Source organism: Halomonas sp. TH-94, from assembly GCF_057473365.1.
The window spans coordinates 143,283-156,761 of the sequence record NZ_JBYCKL010000034.1; the positions used below are offsets into that span (position 1 = coordinate 143,283).

The window sequence follows — 13,479 nt, forward strand, 5'->3', positions numbered from 1 at the left end:
CCATCTTAACAGGCTGGTTCGGTCTGTCACGGTGCCGCGCCGAGAGGGTCGGACCGCGGGCTTACGGGGCGCTCTCTCGGTGCTTCGTCATCGCTCAAGGCCAGGCGCGCCGAGTTCGCCACCACGCTGAGTGAACTGGCCACCATTGCCAGCACCGCCACCAACGGCGGAATCGGCATGGCCACCGCCAGCCCCAGCGCCAGCAGGTTGTAGACCCCGGAAAGGATCAAGTTCTGACGCATCACCCTTCGGGTGAGGCGCGCCAGATGCCAGGCAACCTCGATGCCGACCACTCCCGGCTTGAGCAACGCCACGCTGGCCCCCTCCTGCGCGGTGGCACTGGCACCCAGTGGCGCTACGCCCACGCTTGCCGTGGCTAGGCCCAGAACATCGTTCAGCCCATCTCCCACATAGAGCGATGGCTGCGGCATGGCTGCCAACAGCTTCGCCTTGGCCTCGGGGCTGCGACCGGCATAGCACTCCTCCGCTTTCATACCCACCGCATCCGCCAGCCGCCTCACCGCCGGCGCCCTATCGCCGCTGATCAGCGCCAGCGCAAGGCCGTGACGGCGCAGCTCGGCCAGCGTTTCTGCGGTGCCGGGCAGGGCCGTCTCGCCCAGGGTGAAGCGAGCCGACAGGGTACCGTCGCAGGCCAGCAGCACTTCGCTCTCTCCCGAGTCGACGGCCTGCTCGGTGGCAACGCCCTGCTCGGCGAGCCAGGCACGGCTGCCCAGCAGCAGCTCTCGCCCGTCGCCAAGTAAGACACGGCGCCCCCGTCCGCCGACCTCCTCGGCCTGCACGATCTCGAGTTCAATGCCCGCCCCAGCATCCTGGGCATAGCGACGCACGGCCCGCGCCAACGGGTGCTCGCTGCCACGCGCCGCCACCGAGGCCAGCGCCAGCAGCTCCGGCTCAGAAAGGTTGGCCGCCGAGTGCATGGCCTGCACCTGCGGTTCCCCGGCGGTGAGGGTGCCGGTCTTGTCGAAGGCGGCGCTGCGGATTCGCGCCAGCGTCTCGAAGGCCCCCGGGTCGCGAATCACCACGCCGCGCTCCAGGGCCTGGCCGCTGCCCGCCAGACCGGCCAGGGGAATCGCCAGGCCCACGGCGCAGGGGCAGGCCACCACCAGCACCGACAGCGCCCTCACCCAGGCCTCCTCGGTCGGCACGCCGGCCAGCCAGGTCGCCACCAGGGTAAGCAACGCCAGCACCACCGCCAAGGGGCTGAGCCAGCCGGCGAAGCGATCCGCCAGCCGCTGCAGCTCGCCCTTGCGCGCCTGCTGCCACCACATCTGCTCGCGCAGCCGGTCCAAACGACACTCGCCGGCGGGCGCGGTAACCTCGAATACCATCTCCGCGCCGAGGTTACGGCAACCGGCCGCCACGGCATCGCCCGGCAGGCAGCGCCGCGGCGCGCTTTCCCCGGTCAGTGGTGAGAGGTCGAGCAGCGCTTCGCCATCGCGGAGGACACCGTCCAGCGGCAGGGTCTCGCCGGGCTCGACGCGCAGCCGATCCCCCACCGCCACCGCTTTTAGCGCACAGGACTGCCAGGCATCCGCCACCCAGCGCTGAACCTGCGCCGGCGGCCGATGCAACGCCTGGAGCGCACGCAGCCCGCGGTGGCGGCACAGGGTTTCCACCAGCCGACCGACCAGCAGCAGGGTGACCAACATCACGGCGGTATCGAAATAGACCTCCGGCGAACCCAGCATCAGCAGCCACAGCGATACGCCCACCGCCGTCAGCGCACCAAGCGACACCAGGGCATCCATGCCGGGTCGCCATGCGCGTGCGGTGCGCCAGCCGGCGCGGTAGAACGGCAGCGCTACATAGGTGACGACGGGAATGGCGAAGGCGCCCGATACCCAGGCCATGATCAGGTCCAACTCGGAGCTGGGCATGGCCCCGGCATAGATCAGCAGCGAAGCGAGCATGGTCCACATGCCGAAGGCCACGGCCAACAGCAGACGCAGGGTGAGATAGCGGCTCTCGGCATCCAGCCGCGCTTCGGCATCGCCTATCGCTTCCGGAGGGCCCAAGCGATAGCCGAGTCGGTCCACGGCGGCGGCCATGCGACTCTCGTCGAGGGCTTCCGGCTGGCCTTGCACCAGCAAGGTGGCGCTGGGGTAGTGCACGCTGGCGGACTCAACGCCGGATAAGCGCATCAACTGGGCTTCGACGGCAAGCGCGCAGCTAGTGCACCACAGCCCGTGGACCGAGTAGAGCGCCTCGCCCTGGCGCTCGGATTGACTGTCGGAGATGGCATCCATACGGCAAAGCGTAAAGGAAACCCGAAACAAATGCCCGCCAGGTGGAGCCGTTCACGATTGGCACCTGACCAATGCCACCCTATACTGTACATGAATACAGTTAAATGAAGGCTCGCCATGCCCCACTTCGACATCAAGCAAACGCGCAAGGGTCGCGGCGCCACCTACAACCCCGACAACCGCTTCGCCCCCACCCACAGCGAAACGGTGGACGACGGCTGGTGGCAGGAGGAGATGCCGACGCGCCTGGCCACGGTGGTCAGCGAGGAGCGGGCACGCAGTGCGCTGGCGTGGAACGACTCCCCGGACCTGGCCTTCGACCGCTCCCTCAATCCCTACCGCGGCTGCGAGCACGGCTGCATCTACTGCTACGCGCGACCGAGTCACGCCTACTGGGACATGTCGCCGGGTATCGACTTCGAGACTCGGCTGATTGCCCGCAGCGGCCTGGTGGATCGACTGCGGGATGAGTTCTGCAAGAGGAGTTATGTTTGCCGGCCGATCGCTCTTTCAGGCAATACGGACTGCTATCAGCCGCTGGAAGCGGAGCGAGGCACCAGCCGCGAGATACTGGGCTTCCTGCTCGAGTGTCGCCACCCGGTGTCGATCATCACCAAGAGCGCGCTGGTCCTGCGTGACCTGGACCTGCTGGAGCAGCTGGCCCGCCAGCGGCTGGTGCGGGTGTCGATTAGCCTGACCAGCCTCGACACCGAGCTCAAGCGCAGCCTGGAGCCCCGGGCCGCCTCACCCGCCGCGCGCCTGCGCACCGTGCAGCGACTGCACGAGGCCGGCATCCCGGTGGGGGTGATGGTGGCACCGGTGATACCGGGTCTGACCGACCATGAGCTGGACCGGCTGCTGGCAGCGGCGCGGGACGCCGGCGCGCAGTGGGCCGGCTGGACGCTGCTGAGGCTGCCGCGGGAAGTAGCGCCGCTGTTCGAGGATTGGCTGGCGGCCCACTACCCCGAGCGGGCGCGCAAGGTGATGAGTCTGGTGCGACAGAGTCGTGGCGGTGCCGACTACGACAGCCGCTTCGGCAAGCGCATGCGCGGCGAGGGAGTGTTCGCCGAGCTGATCGCCCAGCGCTTCGACAAGATCTGCCGGCGGCTGGGCCTCAACGACCCGGCCACCAGCGAGTCGCGGCAGCTCGACATCACCGCGTTCCGCCCGCCACGAGCGCAGGGGGATCTTTTCAGCGGCTGAGTTCATACCGCGAGTAGGACAAGCGGTACGGGGTCAGCCGACCGTCACCTCGTAGCCGGTGAACTTGCGCAGGTTGATCACGCCAGTGTCGAGAATCAGGTACTGGCCCTTGAGGCCCATCAACGTTCCGGCCACCTCGGGCTGCTTGTCGAAGTTGTGCGATACGATCTTGTGGGGAAACTCCAGCACCGGATAGTCGAAAGTGACCGGCGGCTCGTCGAGCACCTGGACGCTGTCGACTCCGAAGCGCTCACGCAGGGAGCCGAGGCCGCTTTCCAAACGCGCCAGAAGGCGATCGCGCTCGGCGCGGAGGTCCAGCGGCTCGACTTCACCCTTGAGCATGGCGCGCCAGTTGGTACGGTCCGCCACCTCTTCCTTGAACAGCATTTCGACCAGACCGGACTGCAGACGTGTCTGGACAGACAGGACCGGCAGCGCCTGAATCGCCCCCTGATCGAGCCAGCGCGTCGGCACCTGAGTCCCGCGGGTGATACCGACCTTGAGACCCGACGAATTGGCCAGGTAGACCACATGGGGCTGGAAGCAGAAGCGCTCGGCCCACGTCGGCTCACGGCAGGTACCGGCATCGAAGTGGCAGGTCTCGGGCTTGACGATGCAGGTGTCGCACTGGGCCAGCTTCTTGAAGCAGGGGTAGCAGTAGCCCTGGGCGAAGCTCTTCTTCGTCGCCCGGCCGCAGTGGGTACAGGCAATCGCCCCGGTCCACTGCAGCCGCAGCGGCTGGCCGAGCCGCGCGTTCAGGTCGAGGCGATGCTCGCCGGCACGCAGCGTGTAGCGCACCGCGCCGCCCTGCTCCCCCGGCGCGACGGCCATCTTGCTCAGGCAGCCCTGAATTACCGCGGAATCGACTTCTTTCGTTTCAATAATATTCATAGGGGATGCGGCATAGGCTGGTCAATCACGCGAGGCGTCCCGAGCTAGCCCCGCCAGCTCCGGCGGTACGTCGGTGCCGCTGCTGGCACTGCCGCAGGTGCGTTGCTGCAGGTAGCCGACCCTCAGCTCCTCCGGCACGTTGTTTTCGTGTTCGTAGCGGATCACCGCCTCGAGGCAAAGCTCGGTCTGCTCTGCGCTCAGCAGGCGTCCATCGGGCCACTTGCGCAGCGCCACCGCCTGCTTGAGGCTCTCATAGATGGCCGGCGTCATCTGGCGAATCATGCGCTCGAAGGTCATATCGCTCATGTAAAACTCTCTTGATCAAAGGCGGCGGGCACGGCTGGAATAATACCACCCCAGCAGGAGCCCCACGACCAGCCCTCCCAGGTGGGCCTCGTTGGCCACGTTACCGAAGCCCACCGCAGCAGCCATGTCGGTCATGGTGAAGACCATCCAGCCAAGCATGAACACCACCAGCATCTGAGGCACGAAGAAGCCACTCTGCGGGGCGCGGCGCGACATCAGCCAGACGTAGCCGAGCAGGGCGAAATCCACCCCCGACATGCCGCCGAACAGTACGGTGCCGGTGGCGTACTGGGCCAGGTTGGCGCCGATACCGGCAACCAGCAGGATAGCGAGCATGCGCCCGCTGCCCTGGAGCGACTCGACCTGGCGGCCGAAGTACCACAGCCACATCATGTTGAAGATGAGGTGCATCCAGCCGAAATGCAGGAAGGCCGGCGACAGCAGCCGCCATACCTGGCCCGAGGTCAGCGCATCGGTCAGGCTACCGAAGGCCAGCCCGCCGCCTACGACGCCAATCGGCACGATGGTCAGCATGGCCACCACGATATCGCCGAGCACATACATCAGTGCGAATACCAGCAGCGAAATACCCACTGCCGTGGCCGTGACCGGTGCCTGGCGAAAAGGCACGGCCAGAGAACCACCGCCTACCGCAGGACGTTTGCGTCGCTCGGGCATGATTCGCTCGCCGCGCTGCCAGCGGGTCAGCAGCTGCATCATGGCATCGTGTTGGCCGGGATCGGCTAGCCAGAGCGCCTGCCCCTCCGTTTCCTCGGTGAAGCGATGGCCGATCCGGTGCGCCCAAAGGGCTCGGCGCAGCTCGCGGGTGTCCGTTTCGTGGGGGAACAGCATGACGCGATACATGAACGCTTCCTGAACCAATGTGTTATGAGCATCTTGCGCTGCGCCGAATCATTTCTCAAATTTGCCAAAGGGCACATAGAAAAAGTCCGGCGGAAGGGGGGCCGCCGGACAAGAGCAAGGGATCATTCAAGGGAACACCTATTCAGATGAGCTTTGGGAAAGGAAGTTCATGGCCGTGATAAAAAAAAATGTAAAACTTTGTATCGACCTCAATCGAAATCGATTTCCCAGGGACGCGGCCTGGCCTCCTCCTCTTGTGGCACCCTGACCCAGACGAAGTGATTGGCATCCAGGCGTCGTTCGCCGCTCCAGCGGTAGGCGACGAGGCGCCCGAATTTAACCGCGCTATAGTCGAGACAAGCGATATTGGCGGTCGGCAGAGCGGGAACGCCTTCACACCAGTAGTGGCCAATGAACAGGGGCGGCTGATCGAGGCCATAGTGAGGCAGGCTTGCCCGCTCATCGGCACTGAGCTCACGCTCCTCGAGATCGTCGGGCAGGTTATCCGGCTGGAAGATCACATCGCCCCAGGTTTCAGGCTGCCGGGCCCAGAAGTGAGCGCGAAAGCTGCGTCGGGTAAAGCCGTCGCCGGAATGGATCTCGACCCCTTTGGGAAGCGTTAGGTGCACACCACGTGTCAAGCGGTCCAGCACCGTGTAGGCGAGCGTGTCGGGTGACACAGACTGCTGCAGGAACGTTTCGTCGATGATGCCGCCGGGGCACTCCCGCTCCATCGCGTCGATCAGCGGCTGGTCCCAGCAGGCATGTACGACCCGAAACTCACCGAAATCCAGATAGAGTGGAATTTCCATGAACCAGGCCAGGGTCTCGTCCCATTCCGCCGGGTGGTCGCGATACTGCTCGAGAGTTTCCTTGATGATGCGGTTGTGCCGGGGAGAGTGGGCGCGCAGCCACTCGCCACCCAGGTGGCCCGGTGCTCGATGGCTGTAGGCAAGCGCATTGTACTCATGGTTGCCCATGACGATATGCGCTTCGCCCTCTTCCACCATGCGACGTGCAATGGTCACCGCCAGGCGTATGCGCGGACCGCGATCGATCAGGTCGCCTAGAAAGATCACCTTGCGCCGGGGGTGACGATAGACACCGCCACGCTGGTGGTAGCCAAGCTTCTCGAGCAGGGCTCCCAGGGTGGCGCCGCAGCCATGCACGTCGCCAATCAGGTCGTAGCCTTCAAGTGCCGCCTGCCTCACCTCAGTCTCCCAACCGATTGCTCCAGCCCAGCTTGCTGCGCAGGACCTCATAGAAGTTATGACCGATGGGATGCACCAGTTGCACCCGCTGCGGCTTGCGCTTCACTACCAGCACGTCATCGGGCTTGGCAACCGCCCGGGTCTGCCCGTCACAGCTGATATGGGGGTATGTCTGGTTGGTTTCGCCGATATGCACACGAATTTCACTGGCGGCATCGATGACGATGGGCCGGCTGGAGAGCGTGTGGGGAAACATCGGCACCAATTCGATGACGTCGAGCTTGGGATGCATGATCGAACCGCCCCCGGATAGGGCATAGGCGGTGGAACCGGTGGGAGTGGCCATGATCAGGCCGTCGCTGCGCTGGCTGTAGACGAACTGGTTGTCGATGAACAGCTCGAATTCGATCATGCGCACCGCCTTGCCCGGGTGCAGCACCACTTCGTTCAAGGCATCGCCGCTACCTACCAGCGTGCCGTCACGGTACAGCTCCGCATCGAGCAAAAAACGTTCCTCGACCTCGTACTGTCCGGCCAATACCTGGCCTACCCGCTCTTCGACCTCGTCCGGCGATATATCGGTAAGAAAGCCCAGCCGGCCGCGATTGACTCCCAGCATCAGGGTGCCGCTGTGGCACAGCGTACGCGCAGCACCCAACAGGCTGCCATCGCCGCCAACCACGATGACGAGGTCGCAGAGTTCGCCCAGGGTCCGCCGGCTGGCCTCGGGACAACCGTGGTCGGTCATGACCGTCGCCGTGCGATCCTCGATGACGACGTGATAGCCGCCCCTCTCGAGGTAGTGCATCAGTCGCGTCAGGGTGTCCACCACCTTGGAGCTGCCCAGGCGGCCGATCAAACCGATGCTTTTGAACCCGTCGCGCTGCTCGTGCATGCCCTCGCCTCTCGAATCATGACCATTCATTATGAGGACTGGGGACAGCCCGGGCAAACGCGACTCAAGCGACGGCCGGAGCCCGGCGCCGCAGCCACCATTCGTTGAGCACCAGAGAGCCGACGATGATCGCGCCGCCCAACCCCAGCCGCACGAGGTCGGCATCGCGATTCCAGATCACAAGATTGACCGCCAGCCCAGCGGGAATGAGTGCGTTGTTCATGATCGCCAGGGCCCCGGCATCAACGCGGGTAGCGCCTAGATTCCAGAAGAAGTAGCCGAGCCCCGAGGCCACCAGGCCCAGCCAGGCCAGCACGCCCCACTGCACGCTGGTGGTCGGCATAGCCGCCGTGGTGCCAAGCAAAGCGAAGGCCGGCAGCGCAACCACCAGGGCCCCTAGATAGAACCAGGCAAAGACGCTGTGTCGCGGCAGTTCGGCGGGCAGCGTTACGGAGAGGCGCCGATAACCCACCTGGCCCAGCGCAAAGCAGAAGTTCGCCCCCTGCACGACCAGAAAACCGAGCCAGAAGCCGCTGTCGATGCCATCGTAGCGGATCACCGCAGCCCCCAGCACGGCCAAGGCGGCGGTAAGCAGATAGAAAGGGGTGAAGCGTCCGAACAGTGCATCGTCGAGCAGCGTCACGTAGAGCGGCGTGAAAATGGTGAAGAGCAGCACTTCCGGTACCGACAGCAGCATGAAGGACTGATAGAAGAAGATGTACATCACCCCGAGCTGTACGGCGCCCAGGCCCATCAGCGCCAGGCGCTGGCGACCCAGCAACAGTTTCGGACGCAGGAACGGCAGGAAGATCAGGGCGGCGAAGGCCACTCGCACCAGTACCGCAAAATAGCTGTCCACCTGGCCGGCCAGATAGACGCCGATCAGCGAGAACGAGAAGGCCCAAAGCGCTGTGACGCCAATCAAGTAGCCCACGGTCAACCTCGCATTCCGTTTAAAGTTGACGCGGATTATACCGCCAACCTGCCACTCTTCAATGCGACTGTTGTTGCCCTGGCTCAGCCACCTCTGGCCCTGGCGGTTCGAACGGGCCGGCCTGTGCGACTGCGACTGCGGCTGCCTCGCTACGCTCGCGCCGTGTCGTGGCGAAGTACTCTTCCAGGCGGGCGTCCGCCTCCTCGCCGAAAAGGATTACACAGGCCTCGCGCAGTCCGGGTGAGCGGCGCATCGCCTCCTCGTGCACTACCAACGCGATCTTTGAACGCCGCCGCAAAAAGTCTTCCAGGCGTGTGATCATCTCGCGCCGCTTGGCGTAGTGCAGCTCGCAGCGCAGGTACTCGGTCCCCTCGATCAACACCTCGGCCTGGCGCGGATCCTCACGAATCTCCTCGAGCATCTCCAGCGCATGGGTACCGTAGCGGCGCCACAGTCGCGTCGAAAGCGGCTCGGAGGCGTCACTGGCGGTCATGTCGTCGAGGCGCATCAGCCTGGCCTGATGCAGAAACTCACGCCGCACCTGATCGGGCGGCTCACCGTACCAGCGGTACCTGGGATAGGGCACCTCAACGCCCATCCGGGCGACGGCATCGACGATCTCCTCGCCCACATTGAGGCAGTCGGTGAGCTTGCCGCCGAAGATACTCAGGTGAGCGTCGTGCTGGTTGATATCGATGGCGTGTTTGCGCGAAAGCTGCAGAAAGTCGCGCCCGCTGCCCCCTTCGGCCTTGACGGCCAAGGGGCGAACCCCGCAGCGGATGGAGATGATGTCCTCCTTGCCCAGCGGCTGGTCGAGCGTGAGCCGTTTGTTGATATTGTCGAGCACGAAGCGGATGTCCTCTTCGGTGGCCGTCACCTCGGGCCGCTCGACGCGGGTATCGGTGGTGCCGATACAGGTTCTCGGCCCCATGGGTATGACGAAGAACAGCCTGCCATCGTCGGCGAAGAACGCCAGCACCCGCTGACTGTCGGTCAGCCGCGGTACGATCAGATGGATGCCCTTGGAATAGACATGACGGTGATCGGTGGCCTGGCCGGTGAGGGTATTGTGCTCGTCGACCCAGGGGCCGGCAGCATTGATCAGCACCCTGGAACGAACTTCCGTCTCTCGTCCCGTGATGACATCGCGAACGCAGGTCGTCCAACCGCCCTCGTCGCGCCTCGCTCCCAGCGACTCGACGTAATTGGCCGCCACGGCACCGTAATTGAGCGCACCGCGCACGAAATTGAAGACGAAACGGGCATCGTTGTCGTGCAGGTAGGCATCCGAATATTCGAACCCACCGATGGCGCTGGCGGTATCGATGATCGCTTCGCTATCCCGAATGGCCGTCGGGGCCAGGAAACGCGGAATGCGCGTAAAGCCGTTGCCGATCAGCCAATAGAGCCAGGCACCGGCCCAGAGGTAGCGCGGGTGATAGCGAAACCCTTGGGTGATGGTGGTGAGAAATCGGATCTCCTGCACCGTAGCGGGATAGCTCTTGATCAGATGATTGCGGCTCTTGCACAGCTTTCGCACCAGCGCAAAGTCGCGGCTTTCCATGTACTTGATGCCACCCCACACCAGATTGGAGGAATGCATGCTGGTGCTGCCGGCAAAGTCACCGCGCTCGATCAGCGCGACTCTCACCCCCTTTCCGGCCAGGGCCGCAGCCGCTGAAGCCCCATTGATGCCAGCGCCCACGATCAAGACGTCGAAAACCTCATTGCCCAGCTTGTCGATATTGCTGCTACGCAGTTCCATGTGCGGACCTTTTCAAGACAAAAGCCCCGTTCGGCGAGCGCCGAACGGGGCCTGTGATGACCCGGACGGGCTACCGGAAACACGAATCGGTTGCTGATCCGACGCCCCTTCAGGGGCGCCGGTCTAGAGTGTCGAGCCAGGCGATGCCTGGCACCGAACGTCAACGTGTACCGGCAGCCATCCACTCCTCCATCATCTGGTCGTAAGGCACGGTGGTACCCTGCGGCATCTCGTCATCGAGCTTGGCCTTCGGCGCCCCTTCCTGCGACAGCCAGTACTCCGGGGCGCGCTCTTCGTTGAGCATCGGCGGATAGGCCTCGAACACATTGGCCCGTGCCAGACGTGCCATGATGTTGTCGAGTGCTCCCGCCAGATTGTCGAGGCCCTCCTGAGGGGTGATCTCGCCGCTGATGACGGGCGCCAGATTCTGCCACCACAGCGGCGCCATGCGCGGATAGTCCGGTACGTTGGTGCCGGTGGGCGTCCACATGGACTCGTTGGGGCTACGATAGAACTCGACCAGCCCACCCAGGCGAGGCGCCATTTCGCTCATCTGATCGGAGAAGATATCGGACTCGCGAATCGGGGTGAGACCGGCCATCAGCTTCTCCAGGGACACGGTCTTGGCGGTGGTGAACTGACCGAACAGCCATGCCGCGGTACGGCGATCCTCCGGGGTGGAATCGAAGAAGGTCCAGGAACCCACGTCCTGATACCCCACCTTCATGCCCTCTTCCCAGTACGGGCCGGTGGGCGACGGCGCCATGCGCCACAGCGGGTTGCCCTCGTCATCGGTGACCGCCACGCTGGGATCGACCATGTCGGCGGTGAAAGCCGTATACCAGAAGATCTGCTGGGCGATGTTGCCTTGGGCAGGCACCGGACCGGCCTCACCGAAGGTCATGCCCTGGGCTTCGGGCGGCGCATAATCGCGCAGCCAGTCCACGGCCTTCTGCATGGCGAACACGGAAGCCGGAGCGTTGGTGCCGCCACCGCGTGTCACGCTGGCACCTACCGGGCGGCTCTCTTCATCGACGCGAATGCCCCAGTCGTCCACCGGGTTGCCGAACGGAATACCGGGGCTGCCCATGCCGGCCATGGAGAGCCAGGAGTCGTGGAAACGCCAGCCAAGCGAGGGATCACGACGGCCGTAGTCCATGTGGCCATATACCCGTACGCCATCAATCTCGCCGACGTGCTCGGTAAAGAATTCCGCAATGTTCTCGTAGGCGGTCCAGTTGGTCGGCACGCCCAGGTCGTAGCCGTAGATATCGCGGAACTGCTCCTGCAGGTCCTCTCGCTGGAACCAGTCGTAACGGAACCAGTAGAGGTTGGCGAACTGCTGGGTCGGGAGCTGGTAGATGCTGCCATCGGGGCCGGTGGTGTACTGCAGGCCGATGAAGTCATCCAGATCGAGCGTCGGCAGCGTGTAATCCGCCCACTCGTTCTCCATCGCCTGGGACAGGTTGATGGTGGTGCCGTAGCGAATATGGGTACCGATGGCGTCCGAGTCATTGACGTAGCCGTCGTAAATGTTACGGCCGGTCTGCATCTGGGTCTGCATGTTATCGACCACATCACCTTCGCCGATGATGTTGTGGGTCACAGTGATGCCGGTGAGCTCCTCGAAGGCCGGCGCCAAGACATCGCGCTCCCAGACGTGGGTGGTCAGGCCCTCAGCCACGGTGTTGATCTGCATGCCACGGAACGGCTCGGCAGCCTGGGCAAACCACAGCAGCTCCTCGATCTGCTCCTCGCGGGACAGCGTCGAGTTCTGGAAGTGGGTATCGACCAGCCGTTCGGCGATCGCGCGCGCATCGTGGGAGTCGGCGTACAGAGCGGCCGATGCAAGCAGCAGGCTGCCGGCAATGGCCGTGAGCTGGATCCTTTTATTTTTCATGTTGACCTCGTTATGCGTGTAGTTAGTCATCCGTGACACCATTGTCGTCCGTACTGCCTTGGTTCAGCCCCAGCGCATCAGTACCAGCAACCAGAGGACGGAAGTCCCCAGGGCAAACCAAATCGAGATATCGGTGAAACCGACCACGGCCAGGTGGATATAGGCAGCGGAAAGCAGTCCGATGAAGAGCCTGTCGCCCCGGGTGGTGGCGATCGGCAGGAAGCCGCGCCGCTCCACGCTGGGCGACGCCAGCTCCCAGGCCGTCATGCCGAGCAGGATCGCGGCGATACCGGAGAAGAAGATTGCCGTGGGCAACGTCCAGACCATCCATTCCATCGTGATTTCCTCCTCAGGTCCGGCCCAGGGCGAAGCCCTTGGCAATGTGATTGCGCACGAAGTAGACCACCACGATACCCGGGATGATGGTCAGCACGCCGGCAGCGGCCAGGGTGCCCCAGTCGATCCCCGACGCCGTCGAAGTACGTGTCATGATCGAAGCGATGGGCTGGGCATTGGTGGCCGTCAGAGTGCGTGAGAGCAGCAGTTCGACCCACGAGAACATGAACAGGAAGAACAGCGTCACTCCGATACCCGAGCGAATCATGGGCAGGAAGATCGTGACGAAGAAGCGTGGGAAACTGTAGCCGTCGATATAGGCCGTCTCGTCGACCTCCTTGGGCACGCTGCTCATGAAGCCTTCGAGAATCCAGATGGCCAGCGGAATGTTGAACAGGCAGTGCGCCAGCGCCACGGCGATATGGGTATCGAACAGACCCACCGAGTAATAGAGCTGGAAGTAAGGCAGCAGGAAGACCGCCGGTGGCGCCATCAGATTGGTCAGCAGCCAGAAGAACAAGTGCTTGTCGCCGATGAATCTGAAGCGGCTGAAGGCATAGGCGGCGGGCAGTGCCACCGAGATGCTGATCAGCATGTTCATCAACACGTAGGCCAACGAGTTGACGTAGCCCATATACCAGTTGGAATCGGTGAAGATGCGCGCGTAGTTGGCAATGGTGAAGTTCTGCGGCCAGAACGAAAAGCTGCCCAGAATCTCGCTGTTGGTCTGGAACGACAGGTTGAGCAGCCAGTAGATCGGCAGTATCACGAAGACGAGGTACAGGCCGAGCAGCGTGCGGCGACGCCAGCGAGTGGTCGTCGAACGCGTGCGCTTTCTGCGCCTGGCGGCGACTTCGGCGGCCTGCTGGCGGACGCTCTCGGGGGTGGTCGGTACGGAGCTGGTCAT

Annotated in this window: 12 protein-coding genes; 1 reads left to right on the forward strand and 11 read right to left on the reverse strand. The window is 63.9% G+C overall.

Annotated elements, in window-relative coordinates; all coding sequences use genetic code 11:
- Positions 1-26 precede the first annotated feature (26 nt).
- Positions 27-2,267 (reverse strand): heavy metal translocating P-type ATPase, encoded by a 2,241-nt coding sequence (locus tag AC2VNO_RS06395; RefSeq protein WP_486933344.1) that lies wholly within the window; start codon positions 2,265-2,267, stop codon positions 27-29.
- A 117-nt stretch (positions 2,268-2,384) separates the two neighbouring features.
- Between AC2VNO_RS06395 and AC2VNO_RS06400 the strand changes: the two genes are divergently transcribed.
- Positions 2,385-3,470: a PA0069 family radical SAM protein gene (locus AC2VNO_RS06400; RefSeq protein WP_486933345.1), complete on the forward strand. Its 1,086-nt coding sequence runs from the start codon at positions 2,385-2,387 to the stop codon at positions 3,468-3,470.
- A gap of 33 nt (positions 3,471-3,503) precedes the next feature.
- On the opposite strand, the gene AC2VNO_RS06405 is transcribed toward AC2VNO_RS06400, so the two are convergent.
- The 10 genes from AC2VNO_RS06405 to AC2VNO_RS06450 all read right to left on the reverse strand — a co-directional run bounded on the left by AC2VNO_RS06405 (position 3,504) and on the right by AC2VNO_RS06450 (position 13,479).
- Complete coding sequence (locus tag AC2VNO_RS06405; RefSeq protein ID WP_486933346.1) at positions 3,504-4,361, reverse strand: DUF2797 domain-containing protein; 858 nt, start codon at positions 4,359-4,361, stop codon at positions 3,504-3,506.
- Positions 4,362-4,382: 21 nt separating this feature from the next.
- Complete coding sequence (locus AC2VNO_RS06410) at positions 4,383-4,667, reverse strand: YeaC family protein (RefSeq protein ID WP_486933347.1); 285 nt, start codon at positions 4,665-4,667, stop codon at positions 4,383-4,385.
- Positions 4,668-4,682: 15 nt separating this feature from the next.
- Positions 4,683-5,531, reverse strand: a complete 849-nt coding sequence (locus AC2VNO_RS06415) for a rhomboid family intramembrane serine protease (RefSeq protein ID WP_486933348.1) — start codon at positions 5,529-5,531, stop codon at positions 4,683-4,685.
- A gap of 209 nt (positions 5,532-5,740) precedes the next feature.
- Entirely contained in the window at positions 5,741-6,742 is a 1,002-nt protein-coding gene (locus AC2VNO_RS06420) for a metallophosphoesterase (RefSeq protein WP_486933349.1), read from the reverse strand.
- Between the two features lies 1 nt (position 6,743).
- Positions 6,744-7,637, reverse strand: a complete 894-nt coding sequence (locus tag AC2VNO_RS06425; RefSeq protein WP_486933350.1) for an NAD(+) kinase — start codon at positions 7,635-7,637, stop codon at positions 6,744-6,746.
- Positions 7,638-7,701: 64 nt separating this feature from the next.
- Positions 7,702-8,571: a carboxylate/amino acid/amine transporter gene (locus AC2VNO_RS06430; RefSeq protein WP_486933351.1), complete on the reverse strand. Its 870-nt coding sequence runs from the start codon at positions 8,569-8,571 to the stop codon at positions 7,702-7,704.
- Between the two features lie 58 nt (positions 8,572-8,629).
- Positions 8,630-10,336 (reverse strand): glycerol-3-phosphate dehydrogenase/oxidase, encoded by a 1,707-nt coding sequence (locus AC2VNO_RS06435; protein ID WP_486933352.1) that lies wholly within the window; start codon positions 10,334-10,336, stop codon positions 8,630-8,632.
- A 160-nt stretch (positions 10,337-10,496) separates the two neighbouring features.
- Entirely contained in the window at positions 10,497-12,236 is a 1,740-nt protein-coding gene (locus tag AC2VNO_RS06440; protein ID WP_486933353.1) for an ABC transporter substrate-binding protein, read from the reverse strand.
- A gap of 63 nt (positions 12,237-12,299) precedes the next feature.
- Entirely contained in the window at positions 12,300-12,572 is a 273-nt protein-coding gene (locus tag AC2VNO_RS06445) for a DUF2160 domain-containing protein (RefSeq protein WP_228576004.1), read from the reverse strand.
- Positions 12,573-12,585: 13 nt separating this feature from the next.
- Positions 12,586-13,479, reverse strand: a complete 894-nt coding sequence (locus AC2VNO_RS06450) for a carbohydrate ABC transporter permease (RefSeq protein ID WP_486933354.1) — start codon at positions 13,477-13,479, stop codon at positions 12,586-12,588.

Coding starts and splice junctions, on each gene's coding strand:
- AC2VNO_RS06410 (WP_486933347.1), bottom strand. CDS start 4,667: ATGAGCGATATGACCTTCGAGCGCATGATTCGCCAGATGACGCCGGCC.
- AC2VNO_RS06435 (WP_486933352.1), bottom strand. CDS start 10,336: ATGGAACTGCGTAGCAGCAATATCGACAAGCTGGGCAATGAGGTTTTC.
- AC2VNO_RS06440 (WP_486933353.1), bottom strand. CDS start 12,236: ATGAAAAATAAAAGGATCCAGCTCACGGCCATTGCCGGCAGCCTGCTG.
- AC2VNO_RS06395 (WP_486933344.1), bottom strand. CDS start 2,267: ATGGATGCCATCTCCGACAGTCAATCCGAGCGCCAGGGCGAGGCGCTC.
- AC2VNO_RS06400 (WP_486933345.1), top strand. CDS start 2,385: ATGCCCCACTTCGACATCAAGCAAACGCGCAAGGGTCGCGGCGCCACC.
- AC2VNO_RS06425 (WP_486933350.1), bottom strand. CDS start 7,637: ATGCACGAGCAGCGCGACGGGTTCAAAAGCATCGGTTTGATCGGCCGC.
- AC2VNO_RS06445 (WP_228576004.1), bottom strand. CDS start 12,572: ATGGAATGGATGGTCTGGACGTTGCCCACGGCAATCTTCTTCTCCGGT.
- AC2VNO_RS06415 (WP_486933348.1), bottom strand. CDS start 5,531: ATGTATCGCGTCATGCTGTTCCCCCACGAAACGGACACCCGCGAGCTG.
- AC2VNO_RS06405 (WP_486933346.1), bottom strand. CDS start 4,361: ATGAATATTATTGAAACGAAAGAAGTCGATTCCGCGGTAATTCAGGGC.
- AC2VNO_RS06450 (WP_486933354.1), bottom strand. CDS start 13,479: ATGACCAGCTCCGTACCGACCACCCCCGAGAGCGTCCGCCAGCAGGCC.